The sequence below is a fragment of the Celeribacter indicus genome (genome assembly GCF_000819565.1).
GTDB classification, from domain to species: Bacteria; Pseudomonadota; Alphaproteobacteria; order Rhodobacterales; family Rhodobacteraceae; genus Celeribacter; species Celeribacter indicus.
In genome coordinates this window covers 48,910-67,684 of the sequence record NZ_CP004393.1, presented here as the reverse complement: position 1 = coordinate 67,684, position 18,775 = coordinate 48,910, and the positions used below count along the sequence as shown (strand labels likewise).

Sequence of the window (18,775 nt, the reverse complement as noted above, 5' to 3'; positions counted from 1 at the left end):
CGGCTCAGCTTCGGTGGGCGCGCAAGTAGAGGCCGAGGCCGATCAGCGCGAAACCGTCGATCAGGAGCTCGATCCCGAAAAAGAGCCCCAGAAGCGCGAGGGAGGCGGTGGCAAAATTGGCCGCGATATAGGCCCCGAGCAGCACCGAGATCGCGCCGGAGAACAGCATCGTCCAGAAATACCCGGTCTGGCGTATCTGCCAAGCCATCACGAGCCGCACGACACCGGAGGCGATGAGGAGCGAGGTCACGAGCAGGGTCAGCGAAATCGTTCCCCCGATCGGATCGGCGATGAAGCTGATGCCGATGGCGAGGCTCAGCAGCCCCCAGAGGATCGAGATCCAGCGATGCTCATGGGCGAAGCCCTTGAACGTCGCCCAGAGCTGCACGATGCCCGCAATCGTGAAGAAGATGCCAAGAAGAATGGTGATCGCCAGCGACGCCGCGACGACGTTTCCAAGCGCCAGCGCGCCGAAGATGAGGCAGACCAGTCCGATCAGCACCCAGATTTGCCAAGGTCTCATGATCCCTCCCGAGGTTCAGCGGTATCCGTTTCCCGCAGTCTAGGCATTCCGCGCGAAAAGGAAACGTTGCCTGAGGACCCTATGGTCCGAAAAGCGTTTCAAGGGCCATTTGCAAAAATTCACCTCAATGTGGGCGCAACTCCCTGTGCCGGCACCGGATGCGCGGAAAAGCGACGAACCGCATCGCGGTCTTCCGCCACCGGCGATCCCCCGCCGGGGGTGTTCGCAAGGTTCCGCCGCCGGCAGGCGCGGGGTTCCGCCGCCGGGAGGCAAGGTTCCGCGCGTCGTATTTTGTCGCGTTTTCCATGGGTTGATGAAGGTCCTCGGGTGGATATCTGTCATGGGCGACGGGCAGAGCCCCGTCCCAAGCCCTCGTACCGAAGGCCCGTCCGGAGGCGACGGGGGAGAACCTGAAAACGGAGTACTGATATGAAAACCATCGCTCTTGGCGTCACCACCGCCGCCGCTCTCATGACCACGCCGCTTTTCGCGCAGACGATGATCGAGGATACGGACGGCAGCGGGACCTATTCGATGGCCGAACTTTCGGTCGCCTACCCGGAGCTGACGGAGGACATGTTCATCGCCATCGACGCCGATGGCAGCGGCGATGTGTCCCCGGAGGAACTCGGCGCCGCGCAGGCGAATGGCGTGCTTCCGACGACGGAATAACCATGAAAACGGCGGCCCAAGGGGCCGCCGTTCCAATCTTCTGCCGGGACCGGGTCAGACCCAGGGACGCGACTGCGCCATGCCGGCCTCGTAGGCGTCGATCTCGCCGACATGCTCCATCGTCAGACCGATGTCGTCGAGCCCTTCGAGCAGGCAGTGCTTCTTGAACGGGTCCAGATCGAAATGGAACGCCTCGCCGTCCGAGGTGGTGACCGTCTGGTTTTCCAGATCGACGATCATCCGCGCGTTGGAGCCTTTCTCGGCATCCTTCATCAACACGTCCACGGCATCCTGCGGCAGCACGATCGGCAACATGCCGTTCTTGAAGCAGTTGTTGTAGAAAATGTCGGCGAAGCTGGTCGACACGATGACCTTGATCCCGAAATCCGCAAGTGCCCACGGAGCATGCTCACGCGACGAGCCACAGCCGAAGTTGTCGCCCGCGACCAGGATCTGCGCCTCGCGATACTGCGGCTTGTTCAGCACGAAATCGGGAAGCTCGTTGCCCTCGCTGTCATAGCGGATTTCCTTGAACAGGCTCACGCCCAGGCCCGAGCGCTTGACGGTCTTCAGGAACTGCTTGGGGATGATCATGTCGGTGTCGACATTGACCTGCGGCATGGGCGCCGCAATGCCGGTGAGCTTGGTGAACTTTTCCATTGTCAGGCCTCCTTATGCGTCTTCGGTCATCAGTTCGCGGACATCGGTCAGACGACCGGTGACCGCGGCGGCAGCGGCCATGGCGGGGCTCACCAGATGGGTCCGGCCCTTGTAGCCCTGACGGCCCTCGAAGTTACGGTTCGAGGTGGAGGCGCAGCGCTCTTCAGGCGCCAACTGGTCGGGGTTCATCGCGAGGCACATCGAACAACCCGCCATGCGCCATTCGAATCCCGCGTCGATGAAGATCTGGGCGATGCCCTCTTCCTCGGCCTGCGCGCGGACGAGGCCAGAGCCGGGCACAACCATGGCGCGGATGCCATCCTTGATCTTGCGGCCCTTCAGGATTTCCGCCGCGGCGCGCAGATCCTCGATCCGCCCGTTGGTGCAGGAGCCGATGAAGACCGTGTCGATCTCGATGTCGGTCAGCTTCATGCCGGGGGTCAGGCCCATGTAGGAGAGCGACCGCTTGACCGCCTCGACCTTGCCGCCCTTGAAATCCTCGGGCGCGGGCACGGTGCCGGTGATCGGCAGGACATCCTCGGGCGAGGTGCCCCAGGTGACGACCGGCTCGATATCCTCGCCGCGGATGGTGACGACCTTGTCGTACTGCGCACCTTCGTCGGTGTAGAGCGTCTTCCACCAGGCCAGCGCGGTCTCCCATTGCGCGCCCTTGGGCGTATGCGGGCGACCCTTGACGTATTCGAAGGTGGTCTCGTCAGGCGCCACCAGACCGGCGCGCGCACCGCCCTCGATGGCCATGTTGCAGACCGTCATGCGGCCTTCCATCGACATGTCGCGGATGACGTCGCCGCAATATTCGATGACATGACCGGTGCCGCCGGCCGTCCCCGTCGCGCGGATGACGGAGAGCGTCACGTCCTTGGCGGTCACGCCGGGCCGGAGCTTGCCGGTGATCTCCACCTTCATGTTCTTGGATTTCTTCTGGATCAGCGTCTGGGTGGCCAGCACATGCTCCACCTCGGACGTGCCGATGCCATGCGCGAGCGCCCCGAAGGCGCCGTGGGTGGCCGTGTGGCTGTCCCCGCAGACGACGGTCATGCCCGGCAGGGTCCAGCCCTGTTCCGGCCCGATGATATGCACGATGCCCTGGCGGATATCGTCCACCGGATAATAGACCAGGTCGAAATCCTTGGCGTTCTTTTCCAGCACTTCGAGCTGGATGCGGCTGTCCTCGTTCTCGATCACGCCGTTGATGCGGTCGGTCGTGGTCGGCACGTTATGGTCCGGCACGGTGATGGTCTTCTTCGGCGCGCGCGCCTTGCGGCCGGCCATGCGCAGCCCCTCGAACGCCTGTGCGCTGGTCACTTCGTGGACCAGATGGCGGTCGATATAGAGCAGACAGGTTCCGTCCTCCTGCTCGTGGACGACATGGGCGTCCCAGATCTTGTCATAGAGTGTCTTCGGGGCGGTCATTTCGCTCTCCCGTGGATTGTCGTGAAATATGGAATGTCAGTGCCGGCCCGCCGCGCAGGCCGAAAGCCGAAAGGAGCCCTGACGTCAAAGTCGGGCTAGAACGGAGCGCATCGCACCGTGGAAGCGCCACGGGAGCCAGGCGCGATCAGTGATCTCGAACATTCGTTCCATCCCGCTCAAATAACCGCTGGCAGCGAGTCCTGCAAGAGATATGGCAGCACTTGCCCGCCGAGCCGTGGCTGTGCCACTCTCGGGCGAGGAGGCACGGCATTGGACCCCACGCAATTTCCCGACGTCGTCAACGAAACCGGCGGGGCCGTCCTGGCCTTCCTTGAAGGGTTGTTGCGACGCTGGAATCTCTACCAGATCGTCGTGGTGCTCGTCGCGCTCGCGCTCGCAGTCGTGCTGGGGCGCCTTTGCAGGACGCGGATGCGCAGATGGATGCGCGGGCTCGAAGGCCGCCCGAAATGGCAGCTTCGGTATCTCCTGGCGATCGAGAAACGGCTGACCTTCATCGTCTGGGCCGTCCTGCTCTGGGTAATTTTCCTCGCGCTGCACGAGGTGACCTGGCCCTCCCGCTCCTATCTCATCGGTATCCTCGCGCGCGTCGTCTCCGCCTGGATCGCGGTCGAATTCCTCGTCCAGCTCATGCGCAACCGCGCGCTCAGACGGGTGACGCGCTGGAGCCTGTGGATCTATGTGACGCTCTATTTCTTCGGTGGGCTCGACGAGACCGCGCAGGCCCTCGACAGTCTCGCGATCCGCTTCGGCGACTTCCGGCTTTCCGCCTTCTCGGTGCTGAAGGCGCTCGTCGTCACCGCGATCCTCGTCACGGTCGCTCGGCTCGGCGCGAGCCAGACGTCGACCCGAATCCGGCGCAACGAAGACATTTCCCCCTCCATGCGCGAGTTGATCATTAAGGTCGTGCAGGTCTCGCTTTACGGGGCGGCGCTGTTCATCGGGTTGAAGGCGGTGGGCTTCGACCTCACCGGGCTTGCGGTCCTTTCGGGCGCCGTCGGCGTCGGCCTCGGCTTCGGTCTCCAGAAGGTCGTTTCCAACCTCGTCTCGGGTGTCATCATCCTGCTCGACAAGTCGATCAAGCCCGGCGACGTGATCTCGCTCGGCGACACGTTCGGCTGGATCAACACGCTAGGCGCGCGCTACGCCTCGATCACCACGCGGGACGGAAAGGAATACCTGATCCCGAACGAGGATCTCATCACGAACCAGGTGGTGAACTGGTCGCACACGAATGATTTCGTGCGCCTCGACATTCATTTCGGCACCGCCTACGGCGACGATCCGCATCTCGTGCGCCGGGTGGCGATCGCTGCGGCAGCCAGCGTGGACCGGGTGCTCGCCTCGCGCCCGCCGGTCTGTCACATCGTCGGTTTCGGCGACAGTTCGGTGGATTACATCCTGCGTTTCTGGATCACCGATCCCTCCGGCGGGCTCACCAATGTGCGCGGCAATGTCTATCTCTCGCTTTGGGATGCGTTCAAGGAACACGGCATCTCGATCCCCTTCCCGCAGCGCGAGGTCCGGATACTCGACGGCTCGACTCTGGCCACGAAGACGATAGATTGAAGACGGGGAGGGCGGAACATTGAGATTTGGACCCGCCGATGTTACCTTAGGGGCATGCCCAGCGCCGGGGCCTGTCGGCGCGTAGCGAAGGAGGACTATGTCCTGTCTCACGTTCAAAGCGCGGCCGGCAAGGCCGCATCGTCGGACGCGTCCATGACGGAAACCGCGCCGCACCCGTTCGGAGGCCAGAAACTTCTGGACTTCATCATGCACTCCCTCGATCAGGACAAGGCCGAAGACCTCGTATCCATCGACTTGCGCGGCAAGTCGGAGGTCGCGGATTACATGGTCATCTGCTCCGGTCGCTCGACCCGCCAGGTCAGCGCCATGGCGGAAAAGCTCGCCGACAGCCTCAAGCAGGATCACGGCGTCTTCAGCCGCGTGGAGGGCAAGGATCAGGGCGACTGGGTCCTGATCGACGCGGGCGATGTGATCGTCCACATCTTCCGCCCGGAAGTGCGGGATTTCTATCAGCTCGAAAAGATGTGGATGTCGCCCGAAGAGGCGAAGGCCGCGATGGCCGGAAAGACGTCCTGAGAGCCCGATGAAGGTGAGCATTTGCGCCGTGGGCCGGCTCCGTTCCGGCCCGGAGGCGGCGCTGATCGACGACTACACCACCCGGTTCGACCGCACCGGGCGCGCCCTTGGCCTCGGCCCTCTGACCGTGTCGGAAATCGAGGACAGAAAGGGCGGCGGCATGGCGGCGGAGGCGCAGCTTCTGGAGCGCGCCATCCCGAAAGGCGCCGTGCTCGTGACGATGGACGAACGCGGACAGATCCTTTCATCCCCGGATTTCGCGGAAAAACTCGCCGGATGGCGCGATGCCGGACGTTCGGACCTGACCTTCGTCATCGGCGGTGCGGACGGGATCGACCCCAGCCTGCGGGCACGGGCGGATTTTTCCGTTTCGCTCGGAAAGATGGTCTGGCCGCATATGCTCGCCCGCGTGATGCTGAGCGAACAGCTCTACCGCGCCGCGTCCATCCTGGCCGGATCGCCCTATCATCGGGCCTGACCCCCGGAGTATTTTTGCCTCGACCAAGCGGGAGAGGTTCACCCGGCGCGGCGAGCGCGCTAGAAGGTGAGCGAATGATTACGAAGGAGCCCGTTATGGCCGCACCGAAACCCGTCGTTCTCTGCATTCTCGATGGCTGGGGCATCGGCCCCACCGAGACGGCCAATGCGCCGGTTCTGGCGAAGACGCCGACCTTCGACCGGTTGATGGCCGACTGCCCCTCGAGCACGCTGATCACCTTCGGCCCCGATGTCGGCCTGCCGACCGGCCAGATGGGAAATTCGGAAGTCGGGCACACGAATATCGGCGCCGGCCGGGTCGTGGCGATGGATCTCGGACAGATCGACCTCGCGATCGAGGACGGCTCGTTTTTCATGAACGAGCCGATCCTCGCCTTCATCGAAGCGGTGAAAACCGCGGGAGGGACCGCGCATCTCATGGGCGTGATTTCGGATGGCGGGGTGCACGGGCATATCGACCACACGCTCGCGGCGGCACGGATGATCACCGACCACGGCGTGCCGGTGGTGATCCACGCGATCACCGACGGGCGGGACGTGGCGCCGAAATCGGCGGACCGGTTCATCCCCGATCTCGTCGCCCGGCTGCCGGAGGGTGCGACGGTCGGCACAGTGATCGGTCGCTATTACGCCATGGACCGCGACAATCGCTGGGAACGTGTCGCGCAGGCCTATCGCGCGATGGTCGACGGAACGGGCGTCGAGACGGCTGTCACCGCGCAGGAGGCGGTAAGCAACGCCTATGCCCGCGGTGAGAGCGACGAGTTCATCAGGGCGACGGTGATCGGCGGCTATACGGGCGTGAAGGACGGCGACGGCTTCTTCTGCAACAACTTCCGCGCCGACCGCGCGCGCGAGATTCTCCGTGCCATCGGGGAGCCCGGATTTGCGGAATTCGAAACGGGAGAGCGCCCGCAGTATGCCGCACTGCTCGGCATGGTGGAATATTCGGCCGGGCACAACGCCTACATGGCCACCGCCTATCCGAAACGCGAGCTCGTCAACACGCTCGGCGAATGGGTGGCAAAGAAAGGTCTGACGCAGTTCCGGCTCGCCGAGACGGAAAAATATCCGCATGTCACCTTCTTCCTGAACGGCGGCAAGGAAGAGCCGGAGGTGGGCGAGGACCGCTTCATGCCGAAATCGCCGAAGGTGGCGACCTACGATCTCCAGCCGGAGATGAGCGCGCCCGAGGTGACGGAGAAATTCGTCGAGGCGATCGAAAAGGGCTATGACCTCATCGTCACCAATTATGCCAATCCCGACATGGTGGGACATACCGGATCTCTGGAGGCGGCGGAGAAGGCTTGCGAGGCGGTGGATCAGGGACTCGCGAAGGTTGTCGCCGCGCTCGCAAGGGTCGGCGGTGCGATGGTGGTGATCGCCGATCACGGCAATTGCGAGACGATGATCGACCCGGTGACGGGGGGACCGCACACGGCGCATACCACGAATCCCGTACCCGTGATCATATTCGGTGGTCCCGAAGGAAGCCGCCTGCGCGATGGCGGACGGCTCGCGGATGTGGCCCCGACGATCCTCGATCTCATGGGCCTCGACAAGCCCGCGGAGATGACCGGCCAGAGCCTGATCGTCAGATGAGACTGCTTGCAGCCGTTTTGGGACTTGCGCTTGCCGGCGCGCCGCTTGCCGCGCAGCAGGACAGCCCTGCCGCACTGGCCGAGACGGCGCTTGCACAGTTCGATGCGGCGCATGAAAAGCTCGAGGCCGCACAATCCGCGACAGACCGGGTCAAGGCACTGACCGGCGTCGTGCAGGCCTATGAGGAAGGGCTCGAGGCGATGCGCGCGGGGCTGCGCCAGGTCTCGCTGCGCGAGGCGGAGATCGCGCGCGAATTCGAGGACGAGAGCGGACAGGTCGCCGCCCTTCTCGGCATTCTCATCAACCTCAAGCCGGACGCCTCGCCCGAGGCGCTGGTCCATCCCGACGGTCCGCTGGGCCAGGCGCGGGCGGGTATGCTGGTCTCCTCGGTCACGCCCGCGATGCAGGCGCAGGCGGAGGATCTCCGGGTCAAGCTTCAGGAGGTGCAGATCCTGCGCGAGTTGCAGGACGAGGCGCTTCAGACCCTTTCGCGCGGGCTCTCCGAAGTGCAGCGGGCGCGCACGGAGCTGTCGCAGGCGATGTCCGACCGGACCGATCTGCCGCACCGCTTCACGACCGATCCCGAACGGATGCAGACCCTGATCGACAGTTCCGCGACGCTCGAAGCCTTCGCATCCGGGCTTGCCGTCATGGACGTGGTGGACGGGATCGCCCCCCTGCCCTCCTTCAAGGAGGACATGGGCAATTGGCCGATGCCCGCACCGGGCAGGCTGGTGCGCAGTTACGAGGAAGAGGACGGCGCAGGCGTGGCGCGTCCCGGCTGGCTCTGGGCGACACGTCCGCTCACCCTGGTGACGACACCATGGCCGGCGACAGTACGCTACAAGGGGCCGTTTCTCGACTACGGAAACGTGATCGTGCTTGAACCTGCAAATGACGTATTGCTGGTTCTGGCGGGTCTCGATGAGGTCTATGGTGACGTCGGCGCGGTGGTGCCGGCCGGAACGGCGGTCGGCCTGATGGGCGGCGCCTCGCCCGATCTCGACGACTTCGTCGAAAATGCCGTCCAGGGCACTGGCGCAGCGCTGTCCGAGACGCTTTATATTGAGATAAGAGAAGGCGGGAAGCCCGTGAATCCCGAGCGGTGGTTCGCAAACGCTCCGCTTTGACGCGATGATGGTCCGAGTCCGGGCCGGAGAGGAACGGAAATGAAGAAATACATGATGGCGGGCGTGGCGGGCGTTCTTGCCGGCACTCTGATCTCGACACAGTTCGCCGGTCCGCTTCTGGCGCAGGACGCCGGAAAATCGAACAATGTCTACGAGCAGCTCGACCTGTTCGGCGACGTCTTCGAGCGGATCCGCGCGCAATATGTCGAGGAGGTCGACGCGAAGGACCTGGTCGAGGCCGCCATCAACGGCATGCTCTCCTCGCTCGATCCGCATTCCTCCTACCTCTCGCCCGAAGATGCGGCGGACATGCGGGTGCAGACTTCCGGCTCCTTCGGCGGTCTCGGCATCGAGGTCACGCAGGAGGAAGGCTTCGTCAAGGTCGTTGCGCCGATGGACGGTACTCCCGCCGACATCGCCGGGATCGAGGCGGGCGACTATATCACCCATGTGGACGGGGAGAGCGTTCTCGGTCTGACGCTGGACGAGACGGTGGACCTGATGCGCGGGCCGGTCGGCTCCGAGATCGTCATCACCATCGTGCGCGAGGGAACCGACGAGCCGTTCGACGTCTCGATCGTGCGCGACACGATCAAGCTCACCGCCGTGCGGTCCCGCGTCGAAGGCAATGCCGTCGTGCTGCGCGTCACGACCTTCAACGACCAGACCTATCCCAATCTCCAGGCCGAGCTGAACAAGGGTGTCGAGGAGCTCGGCGGGCTCGATAATGTCGACGGGTTCGTCGTCGACCTGCGCAACAACCCCGGCGGCCTGCTCGACCAGGCGATCAAGGTCTCCGACGCCTTCCTCCAGGAGGGAGAGATCGTCTCCACCCGCGGCCGCAATCCCGAGGACAGCGAACGCGTCAACGCGACCGAGGGCGATCTCGCACAGGGCAAGCCACTCGTGGTGCTGATCAACGGCGGCTCCGCCTCGGCCTCCGAAATCGTCTCGGGCGCGCTCCAGGATCATCACCGCGCCGTGGTCATCGGCACGAAATCCTTCGGCAAGGGGTCGGTCCAGACAGTCATGCCGCTTCGGTCCGACGGGGCGATGCGGCTGACGACGGCCCGCTACTATACGCCCTCCGGCCGCTCCATCCAGGCGCTCGGCATCTCTCCCGACATCGTCGTCGAACAGCCGCCGCGCCAGCCGCAAGAGGAGACGGCCGAAGAGTCGACCGCGCCCCGTCTGCGGTCCGAGGCCGACCTGCGCGGCGCGCTCAACAACGACAGCCTGACCGAAGACCAGCGCCGGAAGATCGAAGAGGAACGCACCGCCGCCGATGAGGCCGCGAAACTGCGCGACGAGGATTTCCAGCTCGCCTACGCGGTGGATCTTCTCAAGGGCCTGTCGAAGATCGGCCAGTGACTGCCGGGGCGCCCAAAGGGTGCCCCTTTTCCACCGCAAGAGAGACTTCCATGACTGAGTTTTCCGATCTTCCCTATCGTCCCTGCGTCGGGATCGTCCTGACAGACGGGGAGGGTCGCATCTTCGTCGGGGAGCGCATCGACACGCCCGGCGCTTGGCAGATGCCACAGGGCGGGATCGACGCGGGCGAAGAGCCGCAGGAGGCGGCGCTGCGCGAACTGGGCGAAGAGATCGGCCTCGGCTCCGAACAGGTCGAGGTGCTCGCGCGCACGGCCGACTGGCTGACCTATGACCTGCCCGATCACCTTCTCGGCAAGGTCTGGAACGGGAAATACAAGGGGCAGAGGCAGCTCTGGTTCCTGCTGCGCCTCACGGGGCCGGAGGAGGCGATCGACATCGCGACCGATCACCCCGAATTCTCGCGTTGGAAATGGACGGACAGGGCCGGCCTTCTGTCCGATATCGTGCCGTTCAAGCGCGATATCTACGAGGAAATTGTCCGGGAATTCTCCGCCTCTCTGGCGTGAGCCGCCTCAGCGCAGGTGACGCATCAGCTCCTGCGACGGATAGCCGTCCGGCGTCACGCCGATCGAGCGCTGGAAGGCGCGGATGGCATTGACCGTATTCGGACCGATGATGCCGTCGATCTTGTCATCGAGAAATCCGCGGCGTGTCAGGAGCTGCTGCATCTGCTTCTTCTCGTTGAACGACAGGGGCGCATATCCGCGCGGCCAGGAGGCCTGGATCGCGGGGCCACCCCTCAGCCGGTCCGACAGATGTCCGACGCCGATCACATAGGCATCCGCCTTGTTGTAGCGTTCGATCACCGCGAAATTGTCGAAGATCATGAAGGCTGCGCCCTGCGCTCCCGCGGGCAGGAGGATCGAGGCACGCCCGTAATTCGGCACCGGGCGCCCGTCGATCCCGACGACGCCGAGCCGCGCCCAGTCGTCCGGGGAGCGCATGACATCGCGCCGCGCCGAGCTGTAGTCGAACCCGGAGGGAAGCCGCACTTCGACACCCCATGGCTGCCCCTTGTTCCAGCCGTGCCGCGCCAGATAGGCCGCGGTCGAGGCGAGCGCGTCGGTCGGGTCGTCGGACCAGATATCGCGCTTTCCATCCCCGTTTCCGTCTACCGCAAAGGCGAGGAAGGAGGTCGGGATGAACTGCGTGTGCCCCATCGCGCCGGCCCAGCTCCCCGTCATCCGCGCGGGCGTCGTGTCGCCTGCCTGAAGGATCTTCAGCGCCGCGATGAGCTGGCTCTCAAAGAACGATCCGCGCCGCCCGTCATAGGCAAGGGTTGCCATCGCCTCGATGATATGGACGTCGCCGCGATGCTCGCCATAGGCGCTTTCCAGTCCCCAGACCGCCGCGACCACGTATTTGTCCACGCCATAGACCCGCTCGACCCCGTCGAGCACGGCGGCATATTTCCGCATCGCCGCCTGACCGTTGCTGACCCGTGTGGGGGAGGCGGCACTGTCGAGATAATCCCAGATCTGCTTGGTGAATTCGGACTGCCGCCGGTCCTTTGCGATCACGTCCGAATTGTAGTGCACGCCCCGAAAGGCCCGGTCGAAGGTGGTGGCGGAGATTCCCTCGCGCAGGGCGCGGCTGCGGAATCCCGCGATCCAGGACTGGAAACCCGCCTCGGCGGAAGCAGATGCGAGGTGCATGTTCGTCTGCCCTTTCATCTGGCCGGGGAGTGTCGGGGTGTAATCGACCGGTTGCGCCTTGGCTGCGACAATGCCGAAGGACAAGGCAATACCGGTGAGGGAAAGAGAAACTGCTCGCATTTTTTGACCTGCTCCGATGTATTTTTCAAAGCGTAAACCGAAGATCCCGCATCCATGAAGCAGACAAAACACGCACCGGCGAATTCTTGCTATCGCCGGCGGCGTTCGACCTTCCTGCGCGTCTTGTCCCGCCTCGCCTTGTTCTTGTTGACCTTGCGCCGCACCACGCCGGCCTTTGCCCGTCGCGGACCACGCGGCAGGCTCGCCCCCTCGACCGAGAGAAGTTCGAGCTCGAGTCCGCCGGTCACCGGAACGGCCTCCGCGATCCGCACCACGACCTTTTGCCCGACGGATATCACCGTACCGGTATCCGCCCCCATGAGCGTCTGTTCCTTCGGATCGTAGTGAAAGAATTCAGCCCCGAGGCTTCGCACCGGCACGAGCCCGTCCGCACCGGTCTCGTCCAGCTTGACGAAGACGCCGAATTTCTGAATGCCAGAGATATGGCCGGTCATCTCGTTTCCGACCCGTTCGCTGAGATAGGCGGCGAGGTAACGGTCCGTGGTGTCCCGTTCCGCCGTCATGGAACGGCGCTCCGTCTCCGAAATGTGCTTTGCCGTGGCTTCGAGCCTCTCGGTATCCTCGGCGGACAACCCGTCCTTGCCCCAGCCATGTGCGGAGATCAGCGCGCGGTGCACGATCAGGTCCGCATAACGCCGGATCGGCGAGGTGAAATGCGCATAGGAGCGCAGCGCGAGGCCGAAATGGCCGAAATTCTCCGGATGGTAATAGGCCTGCGTCATGGAACGCAGGGTGGAGATGTTGATGAGCTCGTCGTGATCCGTCCCCTCGGCCTGCGCGAGAAGCTTGTTGAGATGGGATGTGTGGATCACCTGACCCTTCGCGAGCGTGAAGCCGGAGGCCTGCGCCACCTCGCGCAGCGCGTCGAGCTTTTCGAGCGAAGGCTCCTCGTGAACGCGGTAGAGAAGCGGCCGGTTGCGATGGAACAGTTCTTCCGCCGCCGCGACATTGGCGAGGACCATGAATTCCTCGATGAGCCGGTGGGCATCGAGGCGTTCGGCGAGCGCGACCGATTTCACCCGTCCGTCCTCGCCCAGCACGATCTTGCGTTCGGGAAGGTCGAGATCCAGAGGCTGCCGTGCCTTTCTGGCCCGTGCGAGCGCCTCGTAAGCACCGTAAAGCGGCGTGATGACACTCTCCATGAGCGGCGCACATCTGTCGTTCGGCTGGCCGTCGCGCGCCGCCTGGACCTCGGCATAGCTGAGCGTCGCCGCCGAGCGCATCAGACCGCGCATGAACCGGTGCGACAGCTTCCTGCCCTCGGCGTCGATCACCATGCGCACAGCGAGGCAGGCGCGCGGCACGCCTTCGTGCAGCGAGCACAGATCGCCGGACAGCCGGTCGGGCAGCATCGGCACGACCCGGTCGGGGAAATAGGTGGAATTCCCGCGCTTCCACGCCTCACGGTCGAGCGTGGAACCGGGCGTAACGTAATAAGCCACATCCGCAATGGCGACCCAGAGGACGAAACCGCCCTCGTTCTTCGGATCCGGGTCGTATTCGGCCCAGACCGCGTCGTCGTGGTCACGGGCATCCGCCGGGTCGATGGTCACGAGCGGCAAGTCGCGCAGGTCCTCGCGCCCCTTGAGCCCCGCCGGTTTCCTTGCATCCGCCTCCGCGATCACAGCGTCGGGAAAGTCGTCGGGAATGCCGTGCTGGTGGATCGCGATGAGGGAGACGGCCCTGGGTTCGCTCGGGTCGCCAAGCCGCGTGATCACCCGCGCCTGCGGCAGCCCAAGGCGGTTTTTCGGCCCGGCCTGCTCGGCCTCGACCAGTTCGCCGTCCTTCGCGCCCTGCTCCTGCCCCGCGCGCACGAGCCAGTCCTTGTCGTTGCCCTTGTCGATGGGTACGACCCGCCCGCCTTCCGCCGACTTGCGGAAAACGCCGAGGATCTTGCGCGGGTTCGATCCGATCTTGCGGATCAGCCGGGCCTGGTACTGATGATCCTCATCCGTCACCTCCTGAAGCTTGGCCAGGATACGTTCGCCTTCGCCCACGGCCGGATCGCTTTCGCGCAGCATCAGAAGGATCCGCGGCTCCGGCCCCTCGCCCGCCCATTCGAGCGGCTTGGCGAAGAGATCGCCCGAGGCATCGGGCGCGAGCACGGAAAGGACCGACACGGGCGGCAGCTTTTCACGGTCGCGATAGGTCTTGCGGCGTTTCTGAAGGTGGCCTTCGTCCTCAAGCTCCTTGAGGACACGCTTCAGGTCGATGCGCGCGGCTCCCTTGATCCCGAAGGCCTTGGCGATGTCGCGTTTCGCGGTCTGGGTCGGATGGTCCGAAATCCAGCGAAGGATCTCGTCCCTTGTCGGAATGCTGCTCATGTACCGACGCTATCATGCGCCGCCTGTGCCGACCACTGGCAAAGCGCGGACCGGAGGGAATTCGCGCCGCGGTGCCGAGGCGTTTCAGCCCCTCGAGTTCGTCCACACCCGGCAACATCCCCGGTCCGCGCCCGGTCCCGTCCGGGACCGCGGACCTCACAATGGCATCACCATGTCGCGGTGCGGAATGCCGCCATCGAGATATTCCGCGCCCACCGGTTCGAAACCGAAGCGCGCGTAGAAACCGATGGCATGGGTCTGCGCGCCCAGCTTCGCCCGCGTCAGATGCGGCCGCAGGCGCAGCTCGGCCAGACAGGCCTCGATCAGCGCCGCGCCGAGGCCGGTCCCGCGATGCTCCCTCGCCACACAGACACGTCCGATCTTGCCGGTTCCGTCGATTTCGACGATCCGCGCCGTGCCGACCGGGCGGCCTTCGGCATCGCGTGCGATGAAATGGGTGGCGACGGGATCGAGATCGTCCACCTCCTCCTCGACAGGAACCTTCTGCTCATCGACGAAGACGGCGAGCCGCAGGGCGAGGCAATCGGCGAAATCCTCGGTCTTCTCAATCGGCGGGATCATGAAAAATAGTCTCCGATCAGGCAAAGATAGACATCCCTCAGCGCCGTGATCTGCGCCACCGGGACATGTTCGTCCACCTTGTGCATCGTCTTGCCCACGAGCCCGAATTCCACGACCAGACAGTGGGACCTGATGAACCGGGCGTCCGATGTGCCGCCGGAGGTCGACAGCATGGGCCGACGGCCCGTGACCGTCTCGACCGCATGCGACACGATCTCCACGAACCGGCCGGGCGGGGTGAGGAAGCTTTCGCCGGAGATGGAGACCCGCAGGCCGATCTCGATGCCGGTCTGCGCACTCAGGGCGGCCGCCCGCGACCGGAGCCAGTTCGACAGCCCGTCTCCCGTATGGGCATCGTTGAAACGGATGTTCACCGTGGCGCGACACTGGGCGGGAATGACATTGGTCGCAGGATTGCCCGTATCGAAGGTGGTGACGGCAAGCGTCGAGGGATCGAAATGCCGGGTGCCCTGGTCGAGGCTGTGCGCCGAAAGCTCCGCCATCAGCCGTGCGAGGACCGGCACCGGGTTCTTCGCCAGATGCGGATAGGCCGCGTGCCCCTGAACACCGCGCGCGGTGAAATGGGCGGTGAGCGAGCCGCGCCGCCCGATCTTGATCATGTCGCCGAAATTCTCCGGGCAGGTCGGCTCCCCGACGAGGCAATCGCTCATCTTTTCCCCCTGGTCCGCCATCCAATCGAGAAGCGCGACGGTCCCGTCGGTGGCGTCGCCCTCCTCGTCCCCGGTCAGGGCGATCACGATCGCGGTATCGCCGGGCTCTCGCCCCGCCACATAGTCGCAGGCCGCCGCGACAAAGGCCGCGACCCCGGATTTCATGTCCGTCGCACCACGCCCCCAGAGGATGCCGTCGCTGATCTCCCCGCCGAAGGGATCCTTTGTCCAGTCGCCGGGATCTCCGACGGGCACGACATCGGTATGGCCGTTGAAGCCGAGCGTGCGCGGTGCGGCCCTGTCACCCCAGCGCGCGAAAAGGTTGGGCGTGCCGTTGCGATCGACCCGGACGCAATGGAATCCCGCCTCGGCAAGCCTGCGCCCGATCAGAACGAGCGCACCGCCCTCCTCCGGCGTCACGCTGGGGCAGCGGATCAGGTCGGCGGTCAGTTGCACGGGGTCTAGCGTCATCGGAAGCTCCTTCATCGGCCCACATCTACCCTCCCCGCCCGGCTTCGGCAATGCAGGCCGTGGACGGGGCGCGGAGCGATCCGCCGCCGCGAAAGCCGATTGAAAGGCGCCCCGTCTCTGTGGCATAGGCGAGACGTTCCGGGGGTGTTTGAAATGACGCATTTTTTCCGATGTCTGGTTGGGCTTCTGCTCTGCCTTCCGCCGCTTGCCGGTGGCGCGCAGGATCTGACCCTCGCCACGGTGACGCGCCCGCCGTTTTCCATGGTCGAGGACGGGGAAGAGACAGGCTTTGCCATCGACCTCTGGCGGGCGCTGGCCGAGGATCTTGGCTGGGACTACGAAATCCGGCGGGTCGGATCCTTCCCGGACATGCTCGGGCTGATCGAACGGGGCGAGGCGCATGCCGCGATTGCCAATATCTCGATCACGGCAGACCGGGAACTGGTCATGGATTTCAGCCAGCCGATCTTCGAGGCTGGGCTTCAGATCATGGTGCCGGCCGACGATTCCACCCGCTCCGTCTGGTCTCTGATCCTGTCGCGCGACCTGCTCGTCGACATGTTCGCGGCTTTCTGCCTGCTCTTCGCCTGCGGCATGCTGATGTGGTATTTCGAACGCCGCAAACAGCCCTATTTCGACATGCCCGTCCGCCACGCGATGTTCCCGGCCTTCTGGTGGGCGCTCAACCTCGTGGTGAACGGCGGTTTCGAGGAGCGCCAGCCGCGCTCGCTCCTCGGCCGCCTGTTCGGCGTCGTCCTCGTGATCTCCTCCCTGTTCGTCGTCTCGATCTTCGTCGCCCGGATCACCACCCTCCTGACGATCGACGCGATCCAGTCGAACGTGAATGGCCTGAACGATCTCTACGGCAGGCAGGTCGGCACCATCGGCAGTTCGACCTCCGCCGCCTTCCTCGACCGCCGCGATCTGCGGTATGTCTCCTTCGACACTCCCGCCGCGCTGTTCGGGGCATTCGAGGAGGGCAGGATCGACGCCGTGGTCTATGATGCCCCCCTTCTGGCCCATTACGTGAACACCGCGGGCCAGGGTGAGGCGCGGCTGATCGGGCAGATCTTCCTCCCCGAGAATTACGGGATCGCGCTGCCCTCGAATTCGCCCTATGCCAACGCGCTCAACCACAGCCTCCTGAAGCTGCGCGAGGACGGCACCTATGACACGATCTATCGAAAATGGTTCGGGGCGAAATAGGGACCCGACGGGTTCATCCCGACCAGAAATCGGGATGCCCGAAGCCCCAGAGCGCGGCCGAGGCGGCGATGACCAGCAGCGCGGAGATCGCGAGGCTGATCCGCACCGAGGTCGCGTGTGCCTCGCTTTTCCAGCGGCGCGGGCGGATGCCCTTCAACACGAAGACGACCTGCGCCGCGAGGTTGATGGCGATGACGTTGACGGCGACGCTCACCAATGCGCGCGAGGCCATGCTCCAGTTTCCGCTGCCGACCAGCAGTCCGAAGGCCGCAAGCGGTGGCAGCAGGGCGGCGGCGACCATCACGCCGATCAGACCGGAGGTGCTGCCTCCGGCAATGGTCAGGGCGGCCGCGGCGCCCGAGGCAAGGGGCAGGATCACGGTGCGGAGCGAGAGCACGCCGTCGTAGTCGAGCAGCGTGCTTTCGCTCGAGGCGGGATAGATCTGGCCGATCAGGGCGGCAAAGAGCACGGAAACGGCGATGCCCGCGCCGAGCGAGCGTGCAGAGATCCGCAGCAGGTCGAGATTGCCCAGCGCCGTGCCGAAGGCGAAGGCCATGATCGGCCCCAGAAGCGGTGCGATCACCATGGCACCGATCACCACCGCGACCTGACCCGAGTTCAGTCCGATCGCCGCCACGCAGGTCGCGAGCGAGGAGAGGATGAGATAGTCCCGCGTCAGCGCCGCCCCGGAACGCACATCGGAATAGATCTCTTCGCGCGTGGCGGAGACTTCCCGCTGCGCGAGCCGCTCCCGCGTTTCCTCGTCGTCCATCTCCGGCAGGTTCGATTCAGTGGCCACGGAATAGAGCCGCCAGTCCTCTCTGCCCTCGAGCGTGTCTGAAAGCCGGTCGATCACGTCCTGCGCGTCGGCCTTGTGCAGGGAGACGAACACGGTGAGGCGCGCATCCTCGCCCTCACCCGGTACGGCCCACCAGTCACGCGGGGAGATCTCCCGCAGACAGGCCGTCACCCGCTCGAAATCGCTCCGGGATACGACGAGCTGGACCAGCCTGTCGGCCATCTCAGTGTCTCACGCCCGTGTCGCCCTCGAAGAACGGCGTCATCTGCGCGACGACGACGGAATTCTCCTCGAGCGCCCGCTGCATCAGTCCGCGCTCCTCGTCGGAAATCTCATGGCCGAGTTCGATACGCTCCTCAAGCGTGCCGTACCCCGTCACATCGAGCGGCGCGAGATCGGCCTGCTTGAGGAGCGCGACGGCCTCACGGACCGCCTCTGCCTCGTCCACACCCGAGGAATAAAGCATCAGCGCGGCGCCGGTCGCGCCTTCAGGCAGGCCGTCTCCGGCCTTCCGCCCGACCTCGACGAGCAATGTATAGACTTTCTGGCGGGACGGTTTGGGCGTCTTGTTCATGCCTTCCTTTGCGAATTGCCCGTGCGAAAGTCAAGCGTCGCCAAGGAGACCATCACGGGAGATTCCTTGGCTCGGGAAAGATCACCCTGCCCAACCACATGCTCAACAGCCGCGACGGACGGAAGGTCGCGGTCATCGTGAACGACATGTCCGGGGTGAACACCGACGCTGATCTCGTGCGTCAGGGCGGCGCGAATCTGTCGCGCACCGAGGAAATGCTGGTCGAGATGAGCGACGGCTGCATCTGCTGCACCCTGCCGGAGGAACTTCTGTCCGAGGTGTGCAGGCTCGCGGAAGACGGGTGCTAAAGCGTTTCG

Annotated in this window: 18 protein-coding genes and 1 pseudogene; 10 read left to right on the top strand and 9 right to left on the bottom strand. The window is 64.7% G+C overall.

Going from position 1 to position 18,775, the window contains the following annotated elements; all coding sequences use genetic code 11:
* Window positions 1-4 precede the first annotated feature (4 nt).
* The gene (locus P73_RS00325) at window positions 5-523 is read right to left on the bottom strand and encodes an HdeD family acid-resistance protein (RefSeq protein ID WP_043867965.1); all 519 of its coding nucleotides are present in this window, start codon (window positions 521-523) and stop codon (window positions 5-7) included.
* Window positions 524-952: 429 nt separating this feature from the next.
* Between P73_RS00325 and P73_RS00320 the strand changes: the two genes are divergently transcribed.
* A complete protein-coding gene (locus P73_RS00320) occupies window positions 953-1,195 on the top strand; it encodes an EF-hand domain-containing protein (RefSeq protein ID WP_043867964.1) in 243 nt (80 codons plus the stop codon).
* Window positions 1,196-1,249: 54 nt separating this feature from the next.
* On the opposite strand, the gene leuD is transcribed toward P73_RS00320, so the two are convergent.
* Window positions 1,250-1,855, bottom strand: coding sequence for a 3-isopropylmalate dehydratase small subunit (leuD, locus tag P73_RS00315; protein WP_043867963.1), 606 nt, complete (start codon window positions 1,853-1,855; stop codon window positions 1,250-1,252).
* A gap of 12 nt (window positions 1,856-1,867) precedes the next feature.
* On the bottom strand, window positions 1,868-3,289 hold the full coding sequence (leuC, locus tag P73_RS00310; protein ID WP_043867962.1) for a 3-isopropylmalate dehydratase large subunit: 1,422 nt from the start codon (window positions 3,287-3,289) through the stop codon (window positions 1,868-1,870).
* Window positions 3,290-3,559: 270 nt separating this feature from the next.
* Here leuC and P73_RS00305 point away from each other — a divergent pair, with 270 nt between their 5' ends.
* The 7 genes from P73_RS00305 to P73_RS00275 all read left to right on the top strand — a co-directional run bounded on the left by P73_RS00305 (window position 3,560) and on the right by P73_RS00275 (window position 10,541).
* Window positions 3,560-4,876: a mechanosensitive ion channel family protein gene (locus P73_RS00305; RefSeq protein WP_043867961.1), complete on the top strand. Its 1,317-nt coding sequence runs from the start codon at window positions 3,560-3,562 to the stop codon at window positions 4,874-4,876.
* A gap of 153 nt (window positions 4,877-5,029) precedes the next feature.
* Window positions 5,030-5,413 carry a ribosome silencing factor gene (rsfS, locus tag P73_RS00300; protein WP_043867960.1) on the top strand — a complete coding sequence of 128 codons (384 nt, stop codon included), beginning with the start codon at window positions 5,030-5,032 and terminating at the stop codon, window positions 5,411-5,413.
* A gap of 7 nt (window positions 5,414-5,420) precedes the next feature.
* Window positions 5,421-5,891, top strand: a complete 471-nt coding sequence (rlmH, locus tag P73_RS00295; RefSeq protein WP_043867959.1) for a 23S rRNA (pseudouridine(1915)-N(3))-methyltransferase RlmH — start codon at window positions 5,421-5,423, stop codon at window positions 5,889-5,891.
* Window positions 5,892-5,986: 95 nt separating this feature from the next.
* A complete protein-coding gene (gene gpmI, locus P73_RS00290) occupies window positions 5,987-7,513 on the top strand; it encodes a 2,3-bisphosphoglycerate-independent phosphoglycerate mutase (protein WP_043867958.1) in 1,527 nt (508 codons plus the stop codon).
* Window positions 7,510-8,643 (top strand): murein hydrolase activator EnvC family protein, encoded by a 1,134-nt coding sequence (locus P73_RS00285; protein ID WP_043867957.1) that lies wholly within the window; start codon window positions 7,510-7,512, stop codon window positions 8,641-8,643. The genes gpmI and P73_RS00285 overlap by 4 nt, the downstream gene beginning before the upstream one ends.
* A gap of 39 nt (window positions 8,644-8,682) precedes the next feature.
* Window positions 8,683-10,014: a S41 family peptidase gene (locus P73_RS00280; RefSeq protein WP_043867956.1), complete on the top strand. Its 1,332-nt coding sequence runs from the start codon at window positions 8,683-8,685 to the stop codon at window positions 10,012-10,014.
* A 50-nt stretch (window positions 10,015-10,064) separates the two neighbouring features.
* Window positions 10,065-10,541, top strand: a complete 477-nt coding sequence (locus tag P73_RS00275) for an RNA pyrophosphohydrolase (RefSeq protein ID WP_043867955.1) — start codon at window positions 10,065-10,067, stop codon at window positions 10,539-10,541.
* Window positions 10,542-10,547: 6 nt separating this feature from the next.
* Here the strand turns inward: P73_RS00275 and P73_RS00270 are convergent, their stop codons facing one another.
* The 4 genes from P73_RS00270 to dapE form a co-directional block, all read right to left on the bottom strand.
* Window positions 10,548-11,810 (bottom strand): lytic murein transglycosylase, encoded by a 1,263-nt coding sequence (locus tag P73_RS00270; RefSeq protein ID WP_043867954.1) that lies wholly within the window; start codon window positions 11,808-11,810, stop codon window positions 10,548-10,550.
* A gap of 89 nt (window positions 11,811-11,899) precedes the next feature.
* Window positions 11,900-14,155: a ribonuclease R gene (gene rnr, locus P73_RS00265; RefSeq protein ID WP_043867953.1), complete on the bottom strand. Its 2,256-nt coding sequence runs from the start codon at window positions 14,153-14,155 to the stop codon at window positions 11,900-11,902.
* Between the two features lie 156 nt (window positions 14,156-14,311).
* Entirely contained in the window at window positions 14,312-14,737 is a 426-nt protein-coding gene (locus P73_RS00260) for a GNAT family N-acetyltransferase (protein ID WP_043867952.1), read from the bottom strand.
* Window positions 14,734-15,879 carry a succinyl-diaminopimelate desuccinylase gene (gene dapE, locus P73_RS00255; protein ID WP_043867951.1) on the bottom strand — a complete coding sequence of 382 codons (1,146 nt, stop codon included), beginning with the start codon at window positions 15,877-15,879 and terminating at the stop codon, window positions 14,734-14,736. Before dapE ends, P73_RS00260 begins: the two co-directional genes overlap by 4 nt.
* A 153-nt stretch (window positions 15,880-16,032) precedes the next feature.
* Between dapE and P73_RS00250 the strand changes: the two genes are divergently transcribed.
* On the top strand, window positions 16,033-17,085 hold the full coding sequence (locus P73_RS00250) for a transporter substrate-binding domain-containing protein (protein ID WP_043867950.1): 1,053 nt from the start codon (window positions 16,033-16,035) through the stop codon (window positions 17,083-17,085).
* 13 nt (window positions 17,086-17,098) lie between these two features.
* Here P73_RS00250 and P73_RS00245 read toward each other — a convergent pair whose 3' ends face one another.
* Together P73_RS00245 and P73_RS00240 are read right to left on the bottom strand one after the other, a co-directional pair.
* Window positions 17,099-18,106 carry a TIGR00341 family protein gene (locus P73_RS00245; protein WP_043867949.1) on the bottom strand — a complete coding sequence of 336 codons (1,008 nt, stop codon included), beginning with the start codon at window positions 18,104-18,106 and terminating at the stop codon, window positions 17,099-17,101.
* Window position 18,107: 1 nt separating this feature from the next.
* The gene (locus P73_RS00240) at window positions 18,108-18,458 is read right to left on the bottom strand and encodes a hypothetical protein (protein WP_043867948.1); all 351 of its coding nucleotides are present in this window, start codon (window positions 18,456-18,458) and stop codon (window positions 18,108-18,110) included.
* Between the two features lie 14 nt (window positions 18,459-18,472).
* Here P73_RS00240 and P73_RS26375 point away from each other — a divergent pair.
* Window positions 18,473-18,757 (top strand): annotated as a pseudogene (locus P73_RS26375) (GTP-binding protein); the annotation flags it as partial.
* Between the last annotated feature and the right edge of the window lie 18 nt (window positions 18,758-18,775).

Excerpts from the sequence above, each read along its gene's own strand:
- P73_RS00275 (WP_043867955.1), top strand. The coding sequence starts at position 10,065 with ATGACTGAGTTTTCCGATCTTCCCTATCGTCCCTGCGTCGGGATCGTC.
- P73_RS00325 (WP_043867965.1), bottom strand. The coding sequence starts at position 523 with ATGAGACCTTGGCAAATCTGGGTGCTGATCGGACTGGTCTGCCTCATC.
- dapE (WP_043867951.1), bottom strand. The coding sequence starts at position 15,879 with ATGACGCTAGACCCCGTGCAACTGACCGCCGACCTGATCCGCTGCCCC.
- gpmI (WP_043867958.1), top strand. The coding sequence starts at position 5,987 with ATGGCCGCACCGAAACCCGTCGTTCTCTGCATTCTCGATGGCTGGGGC.
- P73_RS00270 (WP_043867954.1), bottom strand. The coding sequence starts at position 11,810 with ATGCGAGCAGTTTCTCTTTCCCTCACCGGTATTGCCTTGTCCTTCGGC.
- rlmH (WP_043867959.1), top strand. The coding sequence starts at position 5,421 with ATGAAGGTGAGCATTTGCGCCGTGGGCCGGCTCCGTTCCGGCCCGGAG.
- P73_RS00245 (WP_043867949.1), bottom strand. The coding sequence starts at position 18,106 with ATGGCCGACAGGCTGGTCCAGCTCGTCGTATCCCGGAGCGATTTCGAG.
- P73_RS00260 (WP_043867952.1), bottom strand. The coding sequence starts at position 14,737 with ATGATCCCGCCGATTGAGAAGACCGAGGATTTCGCCGATTGCCTCGCC.
- rnr (WP_043867953.1), bottom strand. The coding sequence starts at position 14,155 with ATGAGCAGCATTCCGACAAGGGACGAGATCCTTCGCTGGATTTCGGAC.
- P73_RS00250 (WP_043867950.1), top strand. The coding sequence starts at position 16,033 with ATGACGCATTTTTTCCGATGTCTGGTTGGGCTTCTGCTCTGCCTTCCG.
- P73_RS00285 (WP_043867957.1), top strand. The coding sequence starts at position 7,510 with ATGAGACTGCTTGCAGCCGTTTTGGGACTTGCGCTTGCCGGCGCGCCG.
- leuC (WP_043867962.1), bottom strand. The coding sequence starts at position 3,289 with ATGACCGCCCCGAAGACACTCTATGACAAGATCTGGGACGCCCATGTC.
- P73_RS00240 (WP_043867948.1), bottom strand. The coding sequence starts at position 18,458 with ATGAACAAGACGCCCAAACCGTCCCGCCAGAAAGTCTATACATTGCTC.
- P73_RS00320 (WP_043867964.1), top strand. The coding sequence starts at position 953 with ATGAAAACCATCGCTCTTGGCGTCACCACCGCCGCCGCTCTCATGACC.
- P73_RS00280 (WP_043867956.1), top strand. The coding sequence starts at position 8,683 with ATGAAGAAATACATGATGGCGGGCGTGGCGGGCGTTCTTGCCGGCACT.
- rsfS (WP_043867960.1), top strand. The coding sequence starts at position 5,030 with ATGACGGAAACCGCGCCGCACCCGTTCGGAGGCCAGAAACTTCTGGAC.
- leuD (WP_043867963.1), bottom strand. The coding sequence starts at position 1,855 with ATGGAAAAGTTCACCAAGCTCACCGGCATTGCGGCGCCCATGCCGCAG.